General features: G+C 58.1%; 18 protein-coding genes. 13 read left to right on the forward strand and 5 right to left on the reverse strand.

Annotation, left to right across the window (positions count from 1 at the left end; genetic code table 11):
* Positions 1–74: 74 nt before the first annotated feature.
* Together WAW39_RS14010 and rfaD are read left to right on the forward strand one after the other, a co-directional pair.
* Positions 75–638, forward strand: a complete 564-nt coding sequence (locus tag WAW39_RS14010; RefSeq protein ID WP_422319822.1) for a hypothetical protein — start codon at positions 75–77, stop codon at positions 636–638.
* Between the two features lie 91 nt (positions 639–729).
* Positions 730–1740, forward strand: a complete 1011-nt coding sequence (rfaD, locus tag WAW39_RS14015) for an ADP-glyceromanno-heptose 6-epimerase (RefSeq protein WP_422319823.1) — start codon at positions 730–732, stop codon at positions 1738–1740.
* Between the two features lie 80 nt (positions 1741–1820).
* On the opposite strand, the gene WAW39_RS14020 is transcribed toward rfaD, so the two are convergent.
* Positions 1821–2321 carry a DUF3592 domain-containing protein gene (locus WAW39_RS14020; RefSeq protein WP_422319824.1) on the reverse strand — a complete coding sequence of 167 codons (501 nt, stop codon included), beginning with the start codon at positions 2319–2321 and terminating at the stop codon, positions 1821–1823.
* Between the two features lie 190 nt (positions 2322–2511).
* On the opposite strand from WAW39_RS14020, the gene WAW39_RS14025 reads away from it, so the two are divergent.
* The gene (locus tag WAW39_RS14025; RefSeq protein ID WP_422319825.1) at positions 2512–2889 is read left to right on the forward strand and encodes a hypothetical protein; all 378 of its coding nucleotides are present in this window, start codon (positions 2512–2514) and stop codon (positions 2887–2889) included.
* A gap of 43 nt (positions 2890–2932) precedes the next feature.
* Here WAW39_RS14025 and WAW39_RS14030 read toward each other — a convergent pair whose 3' ends face one another.
* Positions 2933–3748 (reverse strand): hypothetical protein, encoded by an 816-nt coding sequence (locus WAW39_RS14030; protein ID WP_422319826.1) that lies wholly within the window; start codon positions 3746–3748, stop codon positions 2933–2935.
* Positions 3749–3781: 33 nt separating this feature from the next.
* Positions 3782–4987: a S1C family serine protease gene (locus WAW39_RS14035; RefSeq protein ID WP_422319827.1), complete on the reverse strand. Its 1206-nt coding sequence runs from the start codon at positions 4985–4987 to the stop codon at positions 3782–3784.
* A 222-nt stretch (positions 4988–5209) separates the two neighbouring features.
* On the opposite strand from WAW39_RS14035, the gene trpA reads away from it, so the two are divergent.
* The 10 genes from trpA (at position 5210) to cimA (ending at position 13933) form a co-directional block, all read left to right on the forward strand.
* The gene (gene trpA, locus WAW39_RS14040; protein WP_422319828.1) at positions 5210–6022 is read left to right on the forward strand and encodes a tryptophan synthase subunit alpha; all 813 of its coding nucleotides are present in this window, start codon (positions 5210–5212) and stop codon (positions 6020–6022) included.
* A gap of 10 nt (positions 6023–6032) precedes the next feature.
* On the forward strand, positions 6033–6845 hold the full coding sequence (gene dapF / locus WAW39_RS14045) for a diaminopimelate epimerase (RefSeq protein WP_422319829.1): 813 nt from the start codon (positions 6033–6035) through the stop codon (positions 6843–6845).
* Positions 6846–6983: 138 nt separating this feature from the next.
* Positions 6984–7862 (forward strand): 4-hydroxy-tetrahydrodipicolinate synthase, encoded by an 879-nt coding sequence (gene dapA / locus WAW39_RS14050; RefSeq protein WP_422319830.1) that lies wholly within the window; start codon positions 6984–6986, stop codon positions 7860–7862.
* Positions 7863–7873: 11 nt separating this feature from the next.
* A complete protein-coding gene (locus tag WAW39_RS14055; protein WP_422319831.1) occupies positions 7874–8287 on the forward strand; it encodes a hypothetical protein in 414 nt (137 codons plus the stop codon).
* 65 nt (positions 8288–8352) lie between these two features.
* Positions 8353–8958 (forward strand): hypothetical protein, encoded by a 606-nt coding sequence (locus tag WAW39_RS14060; protein ID WP_422319832.1) that lies wholly within the window; start codon positions 8353–8355, stop codon positions 8956–8958.
* Positions 8955–10142, forward strand: a complete 1188-nt coding sequence (glp, locus tag WAW39_RS14065) for a gephyrin-like molybdotransferase Glp (protein WP_422319833.1) — start codon at positions 8955–8957, stop codon at positions 10140–10142. Before WAW39_RS14060 ends, glp begins: the two co-directional genes overlap by 4 nt.
* 44 nt (positions 10143–10186) lie before the next feature.
* Positions 10187–10789, forward strand: a complete 603-nt coding sequence (locus WAW39_RS14070) for a hypothetical protein (RefSeq protein WP_422319834.1) — start codon at positions 10187–10189, stop codon at positions 10787–10789.
* Between the two features lie 64 nt (positions 10790–10853).
* The gene (locus WAW39_RS14075) at positions 10854–11498 is read left to right on the forward strand and encodes a sigma-70 family RNA polymerase sigma factor (RefSeq protein ID WP_422319835.1); all 645 of its coding nucleotides are present in this window, start codon (positions 10854–10856) and stop codon (positions 11496–11498) included.
* 45 nt (positions 11499–11543) lie between these two features.
* Positions 11544–12062, forward strand: a complete 519-nt coding sequence (locus WAW39_RS14080; protein ID WP_422319836.1) for a hypothetical protein — start codon at positions 11544–11546, stop codon at positions 12060–12062.
* 308 nt (positions 12063–12370) lie between these two features.
* Positions 12371–13933 (forward strand): citramalate synthase, encoded by a 1563-nt coding sequence (gene cimA / locus WAW39_RS14085; protein ID WP_422319837.1) that lies wholly within the window; start codon positions 12371–12373, stop codon positions 13931–13933.
* On the opposite strand, the gene WAW39_RS14090 is transcribed toward cimA, so the two are convergent.
* Positions 13930–14670 carry an RluA family pseudouridine synthase gene (locus WAW39_RS14090; protein ID WP_422319838.1) on the reverse strand — a complete coding sequence of 247 codons (741 nt, stop codon included), beginning with the start codon at positions 14668–14670 and terminating at the stop codon, positions 13930–13932. The two genes, cimA and WAW39_RS14090, sit on opposite strands and share 4 nt — an antisense overlap.
* Positions 14667–15551, reverse strand: coding sequence for a dTDP-4-dehydrorhamnose reductase (gene rfbD / locus WAW39_RS14095; protein WP_422319839.1), 885 nt, complete (start codon positions 15549–15551; stop codon positions 14667–14669). The genes WAW39_RS14090 and rfbD overlap by 4 nt, the downstream gene beginning before the upstream one ends.
* Between the last annotated feature and the right edge of the window lie 77 nt (positions 15552–15628).

Consider the following 15628-nt stretch of genomic DNA (forward strand, 5'->3'; position numbering starts at 1 on the left):
TTTGAATAAAATACATTGAAATTTCAATAACTGAGTGCATTTTTAATAAACTAATCCTAATTTTTTAGAATTCCATGGAATCGCTCATCGCCACTGCTGCTGCTGATCCCGCATTCTCAGGCTTCCAGCTTCAAAGCTATGGAAGCCTGCTATTGCCGGATCATCCCATCCGCTTTGGATTTCAGGTGGATATCGTCCCTGACAACTGCCCCACGAGCATTCTGTTCGGCCTCGTCAGCCGGGATCCCGTCAATGGTGGCCATGCCGCCAAGACTACAGGTTTTGCCGTGCGTGTGGATCTGGAAATGCGCGAAGTTTGGGATGCTCTGAATAACAGTGGTCTCGTCGGCTGGGTGGAGCACCCCAAGGGACTCGCCGGTTTCACGGACGAAGAGCCCCTTCTTCTAGGATGGGAAATCGAATATCATGGCAATGCCTTGATTCCCAAGCTCGTGGTGGCGGATCAGCAGTGGCTGTACCCTGCCATCCAGTGCCCGCATCCCATGGTCATGGAAACTGTGATCGGCTGGGAAGGCGAATGGGAGCGTGACCCGCGGGCCACTTTCCTGCATCCGGCCCTCTGGCGCGAGCAGCTCCCCATGCACTCCGCTCAGCAGCCCGAGGCCATGGCGGCTTAGGCCGTTCATTTTCAAAGGGAACTTTCGGAGAACCAGGCAAACTCAAGCTCCGGCTTGAATCTCGGCGTTTTTCCCGTTACCAGACGGGCTCATGAAAAATACGGAAAGTCGCATCCTCATCACCGGCGGAGCCGGATTCATCGGCAGCGCCCTGGTCTGGGAGCTCAACCGCCGGGGCTGCGAAAACATCGTCGTCTGCGACCGCTTGAGCACCGACGAGAAGTGGAAGAACCTCGTCCCGCTCAAATTTGCCGACTACATCGACGGCAACGACCTCCTGCAGGCCGTGCTGCACAGCCCCGGCAAGCTCGGCCACTTTGACCACGTCCTCCACCTCGGCGCCTGCTCCGCCACCACGGAACGCGACGCCGACTACCTGATGAGGAACAATTACGAGTTCACCAAGCAGCTCTGCCAGTGGTCGCTCGCCAATCAGACGCGCTTTGTCTATGCCTCCTCCGCCGCCACCTACGGGGACGGCGCCCATGGCATGGACGACCAGATGCCCGACATCCACGCCCTGCGCCCGCTGAACATGTACGGCTACTCGAAGCACCTCTTCGACCTCCACGCCCGGCGCGAAGGCTGGCTGCCGAACATCGTCGGCCTCAAGTACTTCAACGTCTATGGCCCCAACGAAGACCACAAGGCCGACATGCGCAGCCTCGTGCACAAGGCCTGCGGCCAGATCCTCGCCACCGGCAAAGTCCAGCTCTTCAAATCCCACCGCCCCGACTACAAGGACGGCGAGCAGATGCGTGACTTCCTCTACGTGAAGGACGCCATCCGCATGACCCTCCACCTCGCCGAAACCCCAAGCGCCGGCGGCCTCTTCAACCTCGGCTCCGGCAAAGCCCACACCTGGGTCGAACTCGCCACCGCCATCTTCACCGCCCTGGGCAAAGAGCCGAACATCGAGTTCATCGACATGCCCGAGCACCTGCAGTCGAAGTACCAATACTACACCTGCGCCGACATCACCAAACTGCGCGGCTCAGGGTTCAGCACCGAGATCACCCCGCTGGCCGAGGCGGTGCGGGATTACGTGCAGGGCTACCTCGTGCCTGACAAGCGGTTGGGGGATGAGGTGGTGGTTGGGTGAGGTGTGTCTAAGGAGCCCAAGCTCAGCGACTCGACTCGCCGGACGAACGGAGTGCAACAGTAGCCCAATGGCTGGGGTCGCTACAGCGCATGGTTAAATGTTTCTTGCGTTCGCATTAGGTGTCGAAGAATGAGAAAGCCGGTGGTTGTGAATATCAGCGAGAATGGGACAGCCACAATGAATGGCCACCACGCAAAGTCGCGGTCAATGACGGCAAAGTATGGATGCTGTGGGTCGATGAACACGCGGATGGGCGCGCCGGAACGAAAAGAGGAGGACAACCGTTCGTAGAAATCGCGAGTCTTCTTGAAAATAGCGATTCGCGATCCTGTGAACGATTCCCCTCCGACTTGATAATCGTAACGCACGATGGTCGAAGTTGTACCTCCACTCAATGTCCGGGACTCAACTGAGCGCAAGTGCGCAACCGCTGTAACCTCGGCGCGTGTGCGCCAATATCCGTAAAGATCATCAGTTATGATGTCAACGAACAACAAGAGGCCAAATGCAAAACAAGCACCGCCGAATAACCAAACCACGATGCGTTGTCCTCGGGATAAGTTCTGCGAGTGGTCTTTCATGATATGCGAGTGACAACCAACACCCGGATTAGACGACGGCGAGCGGGAAGCGTCAATGTCCCGACATATCCCATACGATCCCTAGCCTGCATCCGTTTTGTTCGGCCTTGGATGGGTTGGCATTCGTGGGCCGGCATCTGGGGTGTACGCCCCATTGTTATGCCCGCCATTCGCCCGTCATTGAGATCCTATGTCAGACAAAATCAAAAAGCGCTTCGGAATTTGGATGGACACTCATCACGCGACCATGATCGGCTACGACCCCGCCGCCGCCGTGTTCACCGTCCTTGGTCATGCCAAGAATCCAGGTCCGGGCTCCAACTCGAGCGAGAATGCGGCAAACCATCTCGAAATCACCCTGATTCACAAGTTCTTCAAAGAGATCGACCACCATCTGGTGAACGCGGACGAGATCCACATCACCGGCAGCGGCACGATCCAGGAGCAATTTGTTCATCACCTCGCCGAAACACCCCAGTTTAAAAAGACTGTCGTTACCCAAAGCACCTCCAATCCGATGAGCGATGAGAAGCTGGTGGAGTTCATCACCAGCCATTTCAAGAACTAGGTTCCTCTGAGCGATTGGAGTGCTGGACAGCAAACGCGTCACATCAGCCCGGAGGGTCGAGTGGCGCTATTTGCTTGGCGGCACTCATCTTGGTCCAGAGCCCATGGAAGGCTCGAAGTCGTAGGCGCACTCCGGACAGTGCCGGATGCCGTACATCAAGCGCAGGGGCAGAACCTTTCCAAAGATGAGGTAAGCAAGCCAGGTCAATGCTCCGATCAAAAGAGCCACCAGCCACAATCACCTCCCAAATCGCACGGCCCAGACCTCCCACATTCCAGGTCATGAGGCTGATGGGAAAGTTCGCCGCCCAGTGTGCCGCCATGGCTCCGCCAAGCCCCAACAACCAGCCCCGGCGCAGACGCGAGAGCGTGATGGCCACAAAGGCGCTGTGAAACACACACGTCATCAGCCGCTCGCTTACGTATCCGCCAAACTGATAAAACGGCAGCTTCGCCAAAGCTGGCTGGTGGGAGATACGCTCCGCGATGAACCACATCTCCCCCAGCGCAAAGGCGAGCCCGATGCCGAGGGCATAGCGGGTGAAGTTCTCAGGCCGTATGTCACGCAAGATCGCTGGAATCAGCAGCACCAGCAGCTTCGCAGACTCCTCCGTCAGCGGCGCATACAGTGACGCCATGAACTGATAGGCAAAAGATGTCCTCGCCAGATGTCCGGCAATCCAATGATCCAACGGCAGGCGCACCCAGTAAAAGGCCAGCGGCTTCAGCGGCAGGCAGATCATGATCGCCCCCAGCAGCAGCCAGCCATTGGCAGGTTTGGGCAGCTTGTAGATGAGCGCGCCAAAACCCGCGATGGCAACAAGACTGGTCAGGAGAGCGGCGATGTAGATTCCGGGCATTCGAGAATGACACGGATCAATGCCCCATTATCCTCACTCTGATTCCAGCTTGCATACGACCAAATATGCCGACCGTTCAAGACATTGACCGATAGAAAGATCAGAAGCATATGTCTCTTTGGCCACCTGCTCGGTTAAGCCTTCGACACTTCGAAGCAGAGGCATGAGATAATCAACCTTGATGGCATAATTGACATTTTGTGGCAGGGAACCAGTGGCGAGCGCCACAGAAGTGTCATTGAGACGGGCATTGACCACCCCCACCACAGACTGGCTCATGCTTAACAGCGGACCGCCTGAATTACCCGGTTGAATGGCCGCATCGATTTGATAATGCCGAATATCATCCTGCATGCCTTTCATCCCGCTGATCACCCCACGTGTCAGCTTGATGCTCGTCCCCTGAATTTCAGGATTCGGGAAGCCCCCGACAGCGATATCGTCCCCCAGTTTTACAGAATCACCCGCACCGATTTTGATCGGAATCGTTGCTGCATCCACCTTGAGAACAGCGAGGTCATTTTGGTGATCGATGGCAACAAGCTTGGCAGCAACAAACACATCCCCCACGCGCACAGAGATTTTTTGAGCCCCGTCAACAACGTGAGCATTGGTCACAACGTGCCCGTTGCTCGTAACGGCAAATGCAGTGCCGCTCGATGAAAGACTCTCCTTGGTGAGCTTTGGCGTGCGTCTTTTCCCCGAGTTTTCGTCAGAAGGAGACAACCGGTATTCCCAAATGGCGACTGCCTCGTCTAAAGTGGGTGCAAAACTGCGTATCGTTCGCTCATATCCTTTTCCATCCTTGTAAGTGTATGATCCAGCCCAGTAAATGTCTCCATTGTATGTTTCATTGTCAGCGATGTCATTTTTGAAATCCCCCCAGATCATCATGAATTCGTTTGTGTAATAGGGGTTTTGAGCTGGCTGCTCATTGACAAGCATGCCGTAATCCAAAACTTGAAGCACCTTGAACGGGATGTTCGGATACGAGTTGCTTAGAACTCGATTCGCAAGGTAACAATACCGTTTGTCCTGCTTGCTGAGCAGCCTTTCATTAAACTTCATGCGAGTTCCATCTTTCAAACTCACCGTGACATCCGGCGGGCTGTATGAAATGAGCTGCCCGTGAAAAGTCTTTGTTCCATCGGCACTTTTCCACTCGCGAGCATTCAGGCTGTTAACAACTACCGTGAGAAAAAGTGTGACTAAAATCCAACGCTTGGCTGCTGTAATCATATTTCTCTAGTCTCTGAAGATTCAAGACCTGAAGTTCATAGTCAGCGCATTCATCGCGCACAGGGAATAATGAAATTTCTTAACCACTATTCAAGTAACAGCACATTTTTTACATGTCAATTTTTCCAACTCCGGGCACTGCCACCTATCCAGCTCTCAACTCGGACCGACTGCATTCCGACATTCGACAACACCGGAATTGCATGCTAAACACCACGCCCCATGTCAGCCCCCACCAACCGTCTCGACGCCCGTTTTGCCCAGCTTCGCACTCAGAAGAAGAAGGCATTCGTTGCCTATGTCTGCGCCGGGGATCCCACGCTGGATGCCACGATTGACATCGTTTTGGCCCTGGAGCGTGCGGGCGCGGATGTCGTTGAACTTGGCGTACCCTTCTCCGACCCGCTGGCGGATGGCGTGGTGAACCAGATGGCGGCGGACCGTGCGCTGAAGGCTGGAGCGTCCACGCCCAAGGTGCTGGAGATGATCAAAAAGTTGCGCACGCAGTCCCAGGTGCCGCTGGTGCTCTTCACTTACCTCAATCCCGTCTACACCTACGGCTATGAGCGATTCCACATCGACGCGGCTGCCGCCGGAGCCGACGGCGTGCTGGTGCTGGACCTGCCGCCGGATGAGGTCGCGCAGAATGCGGAGCTCAAGCCCACGCCGGAACTGCGCCACATCCAGCTCATCGCCCCGACATCCTCGACCGAACGCATCACCAGCATTGCGAAAAGCGCAGAAGGCTTCGTCTATTATGTAAGCCGCCTCGGCGTCACGGGCGCGCAGGTGGAGATCGCCTCGGGCATCGCCGAGCAGGTGGCCATCATCCAAGCGGCCACGGACGTGCCGGTCTGCGTGGGCTTCGGCGTGTCTAATCCCGCCCAAGCCGCCGAGATCGCCAGTAAAGCCGATGGCGTCGTGGTCGGCAGCGCCATCGTAAAGTTGATTGAACAAAACGGTTCGTCCCCGGATTGCGCCGCGAAGGTGGAAGCCTTCGTGAAGCCCCTCGTGGACGCCGTCAAAGCCCTCTGATTTTCCTCCTATGACTCTCTCATTCACCAAAATGAACGGCGCCGGCAATGACTTCGTCATGCTGGACAATCGCGACCTTTCCATCGCGCTGACCAAAGAGCAGATCGAAAAGCTCTGCGACCGCCATCGCGGCATCGGGGCCGATGGCCTCCTCTGCGTGGAGCCCGCCACGGCGGACGGCGACTTCAAGATGCGCTACTACAACGCCGACGGCGGCGAGGCCGAGATGTGCGGCAATGGTGCGCGCTGCTTTGGCCGCTTCGTGAATCATCTTCACGGCGATACGCTCACCAAGATCCGCTTTGAGACGCTGGCCGGCATCATCTCTGCCGAGTTCGAAGGCGGTCACGTGCGCATCAACATGAGCGCCCCGCACAACCTCAAGCTGTCCAACCACCTCGAAGTGTCTGGTGCCGGGCTGACCGTGCACAGCGTGAACACCGGCGTGCCGCACGCCGTGGTGATGGTGGACGATCTGGAAGCCGTGCCCGTTCGCGAGTGGGGGGCATCCCTGCGCTACCACGAAGCCTTCAAGCCCAAAGGCACCAATGCGAACTTCGCCAAGGTCGTCGCCCCCGGCAGCATCGCCATCCGCACCTATGAGCGCGGCGTGGAAGACGAAACCCTCGCCTGCGGCACCGGCATGGTCGCCTGCGCCCTGATTTATCACGAACTCACCGGCGAGCCCAGCCCCATCAGCGTCCTCGTCAAAGGCGGCGACACCCTCAAAGTCGGCTTCGAAGAACCCGACAAGAGCGAGTACACCAATGTGACTCTGTTTGGCCCGGCGGACTTTGTTTTCACGGGGAGCGTCACCATCTGACCAGACAAACACCCGGAGCCCCAGGGATTGAGAGCTGAAAGCGCCTCCGCTCAGGTCGCCGCCGTCCCCTAAATTTCCAATTTTCAGTTTTCAATTCTCAGTTTTCAGTCCGAAACACTGTATTCTTCCCATCCCCTTATGTTCGCAGGAACCCACACCGCTATCGTCACCCCCTTTCGCAACGGCCAAGTCGATGAAGCCGCCCTCAAATCGATCATCGACTTCCAGTTCGACAACGGTGTGACAGGCGTTGTGCCTTGCGGCACCACCGGGGAGTCCCCCACGCTGGATCACGAAGAGCACACCCGCGTGGTGAAGCTGACCGTCGAGTTTTCCAAGGGACGTGGCGTGGTGATGGCAGGCACAGGATCTAATTCCACCCGTGAGGCCATCGAGCTCACGCAGGAAGCCGAAGCAGCAGGTGCCACCGCATCCCTGCAGGTCGCGCCTTATTATAACAAGCCGACCCCGGAAGGCCTGTACCAGCATTTCAAAGCCATCGCCGACAATACCAAGCTCCCGCTCATGCTTTACAGCATCCCCGGACGCTGCGGCATTGAGATCGGCCTGGATGTGCTCGTCCGTCTCGCGGAAAACTGCCCGAACATCCGGTCCATCAAGGAAGCCGGCGGCAATCCCGAGCGCGTCAGCCAGATGAAGCAGATCCTTCCGGCGGACTTTGAGATCATGTCCGGCGACGACGGCCTCACCCTGCCCTTCATGTCCGTGGGCGGCGTGGGCATTGTCAGCGTGGCGGGGAACATCATTCCAAAGCAGATCAGCGAGATGGTACAGCTGGCCCTCAAGGGCGACTACGTCTCCGCTCTGAAGATCCACACGAAGTACTACCCTCTCTTCGCCGCCTTCCTGAAGCTCTCCACCAACCCCATCCCGATCAAGACGGCGATGGCGCTGGCCGGTTACTGCACCGATGAGCTGCGGCTGCCGATGACCGGCATGGAGCCCGAGAAGGTCGCGGAGCTGAGCGCCACGCTGACGAAGCTGGGCATCATCTAAAAACCAGCGCCATGAACGCAGCCTGCCCTCCGCCATTCTTTGCGCGGGGGCTGTGTTTGCTGGTGTGCTCACTGCTTGCCACTTCGTGCGCCACCCGCTCGAAGCCGGATGCTGCTTGGAACAGCCTCAAGATATGGCACCAAGTCGCCAGCAATCCGCCGACCTATGTCCCGGCTGGCTATGGCGCCACACAACCGCGAACCGACCATGATGGAACCTGGTTTACGGACAAACGAGATGGCAAACGCGTCTTTGTTCCCAAACAACCTGTGCGCCATTGGGAACACGGCGTCCTCCTTGGCGAGGCGAAAAAAGTGACTGGTTTTGACGACAAGCCCCGCTTGTCTCCAGGTCAGAAAATTTGCTGGGGTATCCTCGCATTCTTTGCTGCCATGGGTGACACGAAGCTTCCGCTTCCCGACTGAGGTCGAAACCGGGCATGTTTGGGTAGCCGCTGGACAGCCAGCCGCCGATGCGGCATCAATAGGGCATGAAGTTTCTGCGCCACCTATGCCTTCTTTTGCTGCTGGGGCTGTCCAGTTGCAGCTATCTTGCCAAAAAGTTTGGATCCTCGAAGAAATCGCCCGAGGACAAGCGAGTTGGCGAGGCCAAGGTGATTGGCGTGATCGAGCTGGTGAACCCGGAGCAGAACTACGTGCTCATCAATTGCGAGCACCGGGTGGACATTCCGGCGGGTACCGAGATCATCTCCCAGGGCATCAACGGCACGGATGCGAAGCTCAAGGTGACACCGGAACGCAAAGGCAACTACATCACGGCGGACATCACGCAGGGCACCCCGCAGCTGCGCGATCTAGTGATCTATCAGATCAAGCGCGATGCACCGCCACCGCCCACCACGACCACCGCATCGGGTGCCATCGTGCCTTTGGCTCCGGTGATGAAGGCCGATGTGATCCCTCCGCTGGATGCTCCATTTCAGCCGATGGCACCAGTCCAGCCAACCTTCGTTCCATCTCCGGCTCCAGCACAGGCTGCGCCGCCGCCCCTGCGGCAGGCTCCGTTGGCCCCTGCCCCACCGCCCGAAAAAGAGCCTGAGGCGGATCTGAGCAAACTACCGCCTGTGATCCGATGATCTCCGAAAGCGAGGCACTCGCACGTGTGCTGGCGGCGGTGACGCCCCTGCCGGCCGAACAAGCGACATTAATGAATGCGCTGGATCGGTATGCCGCACAGGATATGACGGCCACAGTACCGATTCCGGCCTTTGATCAATCCGCGATGGATGGCTATGCCATTATCGCCGCCGAGAGCACGAGCGCCCAGCCACTGCGTGTGACGGGCGAACAGGCAGCCGGACTGGATGACGGACTACGACTCCAAAGCGGTTGCGCCATTCGCATTTTCACCGGTGCGCCAGTTCCCGCCGGAGCCGATGCCGTGATCATGCAGGAAGATGTGCGGCGTGAAGGAGATGCCATCATTTGCACCGATCCCGTCACCGCTGGAGAAAACATCCGGCGCGCTGGAGCAGATCTTTGCCAGGGCCAGTTCGTGCTGCGCGCGGGAGAGCAGATCACCCCCGGACGCATGGCATTGCTGGCCTCGCAGGGGCTCGATCAAATCTCCGTGCATGCGCTGCCGCGTGTGGCGGTGCTGAGCACGGGGGATGAACTGGTGACGCCCGGCGCCGGCCCGCTGCAGGCCGGGCAGATTTACAACACCAACGGCCTCATGCTGCGTGGTATGCTGGCTCAGCTGGGCATTCGCACCAGCACCCAGGCCCACTGCCGGGATGATCTGAAAAGCACCACCGAGACCCTGCGTGAACTGATACAGGCCCATGATGTCGTATTGATCAGCGGCGGTGTTTCCGTCGGTGATCATGATCAGATCAAGCCCGCTCTCAAAGCGCTCGGCATCGAGCCCGGCCTCTGGCGCGTGAAGGTGAAGCCGGGCAAGCCGTTTCTCTTTGCCCAAGACGCACAAACCTATGTCTTCGGCCTGCCGGGAAATCCGGTGTCTTCCTTCGTGACCTACCTGCTGTTTGTACGTCCGGCTCTGCTAAAAATGATGGGCGCGGCGCAATCCCATCTCAAGCCACGCCTGATCCCCGCCACCACCGGGACTGCGCTCTCGAATCCGGGTGACCGGCCCCACTATCTGCGTGGCACGCTCACCCAAGGTCAGTTCATGCCCTTCGGCCTGCAGCAGAGCCATGCCCTGCTGTCCCTGAGCCGTTCGAATGCACTGCTGCGGCTGGAAGCCGGGCAAAATATGCAGGCGGGGGATGCCGCCGATGTGTGGTTGCTGGATTGATTGGTTGCGCACCCCGCACCGCCATCCATTCTGCCGGTCTTCACATGGAACACGTTCTCGTCATCACCCGTCAGCTCTTCGATCAACTCGGCAGTTTTCAAGGCTTTCAAGCCGATGCCACGCGCTACTTGCACGCGATGCTGGCCCCGGGAGCCAATCACTTCATGGAGCGCCCTGCGGCTGAAAAAGACCCCTCCCACAAGCAGCTCATCCCCTATGCCATCTTTCATCACGAAGGCCGCTATCTGAGCTACACACGCGGCGGCAGTTCGGGAGAGAAGCGCCTCGTGGCGAAGCGCTCCATTGGCATCGGCGGACACATCAATCCGGTGGACACGGCACAGGATGGCCTCGGAGAAACGATGTACTACAACGGCGTCGAACGTGAGATGGCCGAGGAGCTGGTGATCGGCGGCACGCACACGCAGAAGGTCATCGGCCTGATCAACGACGACGCGACGGAAGTCGGCAGCGTGCACCTCGGAGTGGTGCATTTCTTTGACCTCAGCAGCGACGATGTGAAGTCCAATGAAGACGCCATCCAGGACCTGCGCTTTCACACTCTGGCGGAGCTGCATGCCATGCGCGACCAGCTTGAAACGTGGTCGCAGATTTGTGTCGATCACCTGTGGAGCGTTCAAAAATAATTGATATTTATGCGTCCATAAGAAATGCTTGTCTCTTGAGTCAACGAGTGTTTCTCTTACTTTAATGGAAGAATCATCACTCAGCGCCGCAGCGACCCCCATCGCTTCGCTGAACCCGCCCGCGCCCAACAGCAGTTCTGCTGAGGATCGCATCCTGGTGGACAAAGCTCAGGCGGGTGACACGCGTGCCTTTGATGACCTCGTCCGGAAGTACACACCCAAGCTCTATGGTTTGATTTATAACATGACCTCGAACCGCGAGGACACCGCCGACTTGCTGCAGGATGTGTTTGCCAAAGCTTACCGCTCCATCAAGCGCTTCATGGGCAAGTCTTCATTTTACACATGGATCTATTCCATCGCGGTGAACATGACTTTGAACTTTCTTAAGAAGCGCGGAAGGCATCATAAAGTCAGTCTTGACGATGTAGATACGGGCATCGAGAACGATCCCGAATTCATTCGCGTCACCACGGCCAACTCGGGCACGCTGCGCGAAGTAAACATCCATGAACTGCAAAAAAGGTTGAACGCAGCCATGATGAAGCTGTCGGAAGACCATCGTACGGTGGTGACTTTGTACGATGTCCAAGGTCTCCAGCATGCCGAAATCAGCAAGATACTTGGAGTCTCGGAAGGGACTGTCAGATCACGTTTGTTTTATGCACATCGCCTGCTGCAAACTTATCTTGAAGACTTCGTTAAGTGATAACGCCTCTCATCAACGAAAAGAAACAACAATCCACAGCACGCCATGAGTGAGTTTGAAGACATCCAGCGGTTGATTCGATTGAAGCGGTTCGAACAACCTGAGGAAGGGTTCACCGAAAAGTTTCTTCAGCAGTTTCATCAGAGGCAGCGCGCTGAAATGCTGCAGCAGTCGTCCTTGGAATTGTTCTGGGAGCGGGCCACCACCTGGTGGAGCAATCTTTTGGTGCCCAAATGGGGCATGGTGGCGGCAGCGGCTTCCGTTTGCGCCATGAGCCTCTGGCTGCTTTCGCATCCTGCTGGCAAGACCGGCGTAGAAGTCACTGCGGCCCCCGTCGTTCCTGAGAAGCCTTTTATTCCCAAACTGGACCTGAGTGACATCCCTCTGGCACGCATGGCTGAACATGACGATGCCACCATGGCCGACATGCTGATCCGCAGACATCTTGAGGTGCGCCCTGCCCTCGAAGGCAAGGTATTGCCCGCAAATGGCTGGGAGCAGCCCTCACTGCGCAACGCCAAGCCTGCCATCCAGTCAGGTCTTGAGGGCATGCTGGGCAAATAAGCCCCACTCCCGCACATGCAGGCTTCAGGCGGGCCAATGGCCCCTGGCAGGTGAAAACTTCCCTTTGCCAGCAGGGTTCCCCCGGCGTAAAACTCGCGCTGCTCATGGGAAACCGCCCTGAAATTCGCCCAACCACCCGAATTAGTTTCGGACTCATCCGCGCCTGACGCCGCCGGGAGAGTCCGTTTTCATGCATGCCTGCGCTTAAAGCGCCCCCGGCATTCGGCGTTCCGGACCTCATGGCAACCGCCACCCCGGCCAGTTTTCTCGTTGCACCCACCTTCCATCTCTTCATTTCCCCTCCCCACATGTCTCCAGTTACCATCTATGACACCACCTTGCGTGACGGCACGCAGGGCACCGGCATCTCCTTCAGCACGCTCGACAAGATCCGCGTCGCGGAAAAGCTCGACGAATTCGGCGTGCACTACATCGAAGGCGGCTGGCCCGGCTCCAACCCCAAAGACGCCGCCTTTTTCGAAGAGGCCTCCAAGCGCCACTGGAAGACCGCGAAGATCACCGCCTTTGGCATGACCCGCCGTGGCAAAATGAAGGTCGAGGACGATCCACAGGTCAAAATGCTGCTCGATGCCAAAACACCTGCCGTGACAATCGTCGGCAAGACTTGGGCGCTGCACGTCACTGAAGTTTTCCAAGTCAGCCTGGAAGAGAACCTTGCCATGATCTCTGACACGGTGGCCTACTTGAAAAAGCATGGCCGCGAAGTGCTCTATGATGCGGAGCATTTCTTCGACAGCTTCAAGGAGGACCCGGAATACTCGCTCAAAACCATCAAGGCCGCCCAGGATGCCGGAGCAGATCTCATCGTGCTCTGCGAAACCAACGGCGGCGCGCTGCCTGAGTTCGTTGAGGACACGACCCGCAAAGTCATCGCTCATCTGGGGCGCCCTGTGGGCATCCACACACACAACGACGGCGGTGTCGGTGTGGCCAACGCCCTCGCAGCCGTGCGCGCCGGTGCCTGCCAGGTGCAGGGCACCATCAATGGCTATGGTGAGCGCGTGGGGAATTGCAACCTCACCACCATCATGCCCAATCTGCAGATCAAGATGGGCATCCCGCTCGGCATCGACCTCACCCGTTTGCGCGAGCTCGCCAACTTCGTGGATGAACTCGCCAATGTGCCGCATGACATCCGCGCCCCCTATGTGGGCGTGGCTGCGTTCACACACAAAGGCGGCCTTCATGTACACGCGGTGCAGAAACTGGCCCGCACCTACGAGCACGTGGATCCCACACTCGTCGGCAACCAGCGCATCATCACCATCTCAGACATGTCCGGCCAGTCCAACGTGCTGGTGAAAGCCGAAGGCATGGGCTTCAAGTTCGCCAAGGGCGACACCCGGGTGCAGACCATCCTCACTGAAGTGAAGCGCCTCGAAAGCGAAGGCTACGAATTCGAAGCTGCAGAGGCTTCCTTCGAGATGCTCATCCGCAAGCAACTCGGCCAGCATCAGCCGGTGTTCAACCTGATCGAGTATCACTCCACGCACCGCTTTCACGGCGGCGAGCATGGTTTTGAAACCTGCGAAGCCACCATCAAACTCGAAGTGGGTGAGAGCCGTGTTTACACCGTGGATGAAGGCGACGGCCCGGTGAATGCGCTGGACAATGCCCTGCGCAAGGCTCTTCTGCCCTTCTTCCCGGCGCTCAAGGACATGCGCCTGGCAGACTACAAGGTGCGCATTATCGACGGCGGCACCGGCACGGCGGCGAAGACGCGTGTGCTCATCACCAGCACGGATGGCAACGCCACCTGGGGCACCGTCGGAGTGAGCTGCAACATCATCGACGCGAGCTGGAAGGCACTCGTCGATGGCATCGAGTACTTCCTGCTCAAGCGCGCCTAAACCGCCTTCATGCCCGCTGCCTCCAGAACCGCCAGCAGATCTGGCGGCAGCGGTGCTTTGACGGTGAGCTGCTGCCCCGATGCGGGATGCTTCAGGCTCAGTTCATGAGCATGCAGGAAGAGCCGTTTGGCCAGAATGGTTTTGCGCAGTTTGCGGTTCAGATCAAAGGAGCCGTACACATCATCCCCCACCAGCGGAAGCTGCCGTGAAGCCGCCTGCACGCGGATCTGATGTGTCTTGCCGGTGATCAGCTCGACTTCGAGCAGGACCACGCGATTGAGCGCATTCGCCTCCAGCACCCGGTATTTCGCCTCCGCATTCGGACGCGCCCCATGGCGCACCGTCGTGCGCACCTGATGTTTGGCGTGAGCTGTGATGAGATGATCCAGCCACACGCCCTCAGGCTTGGCAGCACTGCCGCTGCATAGGGCGAGGTATTTTTTTCGCACCAGCTCCGCTTCAAAAGCCGCACGACATGCAGCGGCTGTTTTTTCATCCTTGGCCCCCAGCAAGACACCCGAGGTGTCCTGATCAAGACGATGCAGCAGCCACACCATTCCAGCCGCTGTTTTGAAGCAGCGCCGGTCATGATCATAGCTGCCTTCAAACGCCGCCATCTGCGGTTTGCCCGCCTTCGGGTTCGGGTGCGAGAGCACGCCATGTGGCTTGTTCACCACAATGAGGAAACGATCCTCATGAAGGATGTCGCAGCGGGTCATGGCGGAGGCGGGAGTCATTGGGGCTGATACTTCTGCACCAAATACTCTTCCAGCGCATCGAACCAGTTGCGAATCTCACCGCCCTGCAGGCTTTGCAATTTCGCATTGCTCATCACGGTCATGAGGGGGCGTGGTGCCTTGAGCTGCGTCAGGCTGGCCAGTTCGATGGGCTTCACGATTGTCGTTTTGACCGGCACCTCCAGCCGGGCGGCAATGGTGAGCGCGGCCTCAGCCCAGGAATGCCATGAAGCGACGCCGCTGTTGCACAGATGCAGCACGCCGCTGGTTGTCGGATGCCGGACTATCAATTGTTCGATCCAGCCACAGATGTCAGCGTTGCTCGTCGGCACCGAAATTTTATCTGCCACGGCACTCAGGTCGTCAGTCTGCAGCGCACGCTGAATGATGCTGTCAGGATGGCTGGGTTTGTGCGGACCAAACAGCCACGAAACACGTGCCACGAGAGCGCCGGGAGATGCCTTCAGCACCGCCTGCTCTCCGGCAAGCTTGGTGCGGCCGTAAATGTTTGCCGGGACCGTCTCATCTGCCTCAAACCACAAGTCACGCTCCTTCCCGCTGAACACATAGTCGGTGCTGAAATGGATCATGCGTGCTCCACGCAGCTCACAGCATTCAGCAAGAATCTGCGGTGCCACCGCATTGGCCAGGAATGCGCGCTCCGGTTCGCCTTCACAAACATCCGGGCTGGTCATGCCAGCGGCATTGAGCAGCACATCGAATTTCTGTGATGCGAGAGCAGCAGTGATGGTGTCTGGCCGCTCAAAATTCAGCTCAGCACGTCCCAATGACAGAGTTTCAAAACGGGCGGCAAAGTGGCGGTGCAAGGCGCGGCCCAAGCCACCGGTGGAGCCGAGAATGAGGATGCGGGGGGCTGGCATGCCCCATGCTTGCCATGCCTCCCGTGCTTGCAAAGCCAAAAGGTATGTCCAAGGTGAGAGCAGGACTGATTAAGGAT

The organism is Prosthecobacter sp. (assembly GCF_049294395.1).
GTDB lineage: Bacteria > Verrucomicrobiota > Verrucomicrobiia > Verrucomicrobiales > Verrucomicrobiaceae > Prosthecobacter.

Excerpts from the sequence above, each read along its gene's own strand:
- dapF (WP_422319829.1), top strand. The coding sequence starts at position 6,033 with ATGACTCTCTCATTCACCAAAATGAACGGCGCCGGCAATGACTTCGTC.
- cimA (WP_422319837.1), top strand. The coding sequence starts at position 12,371 with ATGTCTCCAGTTACCATCTATGACACCACCTTGCGTGACGGCACGCAG.
- glp (WP_422319833.1), top strand. The coding sequence starts at position 8,955 with ATGATCTCCGAAAGCGAGGCACTCGCACGTGTGCTGGCGGCGGTGACG.
- WAW39_RS14035 (WP_422319827.1), bottom strand. The coding sequence starts at position 4,987 with ATGATTACAGCAGCCAAGCGTTGGATTTTAGTCACACTTTTTCTCACG.
- WAW39_RS14080 (WP_422319836.1), top strand. The coding sequence starts at position 11,544 with ATGAGTGAGTTTGAAGACATCCAGCGGTTGATTCGATTGAAGCGGTTC.
- WAW39_RS14060 (WP_422319832.1), top strand. The coding sequence starts at position 8,353 with ATGAAGTTTCTGCGCCACCTATGCCTTCTTTTGCTGCTGGGGCTGTCC.
- dapA (WP_422319830.1), top strand. The coding sequence starts at position 6,984 with ATGTTCGCAGGAACCCACACCGCTATCGTCACCCCCTTTCGCAACGGC.
- WAW39_RS14090 (WP_422319838.1), bottom strand. The coding sequence starts at position 14,670 with ATGACTCCCGCCTCCGCCATGACCCGCTGCGACATCCTTCATGAGGAT.
- WAW39_RS14075 (WP_422319835.1), top strand. The coding sequence starts at position 10,854 with ATGGAAGAATCATCACTCAGCGCCGCAGCGACCCCCATCGCTTCGCTG.
- WAW39_RS14025 (WP_422319825.1), top strand. The coding sequence starts at position 2,512 with ATGTCAGACAAAATCAAAAAGCGCTTCGGAATTTGGATGGACACTCAT.
- rfbD (WP_422319839.1), bottom strand. The coding sequence starts at position 15,551 with ATGCCAGCCCCCCGCATCCTCATTCTCGGCTCCACCGGTGGCTTGGGC.
- WAW39_RS14010 (WP_422319822.1), top strand. The coding sequence starts at position 75 with ATGGAATCGCTCATCGCCACTGCTGCTGCTGATCCCGCATTCTCAGGC.
- WAW39_RS14070 (WP_422319834.1), top strand. The coding sequence starts at position 10,187 with ATGGAACACGTTCTCGTCATCACCCGTCAGCTCTTCGATCAACTCGGC.
- trpA (WP_422319828.1), top strand. The coding sequence starts at position 5,210 with ATGTCAGCCCCCACCAACCGTCTCGACGCCCGTTTTGCCCAGCTTCGC.
- WAW39_RS14055 (WP_422319831.1), top strand. The coding sequence starts at position 7,874 with ATGAACGCAGCCTGCCCTCCGCCATTCTTTGCGCGGGGGCTGTGTTTG.
- rfaD (WP_422319823.1), top strand. The coding sequence starts at position 730 with ATGAAAAATACGGAAAGTCGCATCCTCATCACCGGCGGAGCCGGATTC.
- WAW39_RS14030 (WP_422319826.1), bottom strand. The coding sequence starts at position 3,748 with ATGCCCGGAATCTACATCGCCGCTCTCCTGACCAGTCTTGTTGCCATC.
- WAW39_RS14020 (WP_422319824.1), bottom strand. The coding sequence starts at position 2,321 with ATGAAAGACCACTCGCAGAACTTATCCCGAGGACAACGCATCGTGGTT.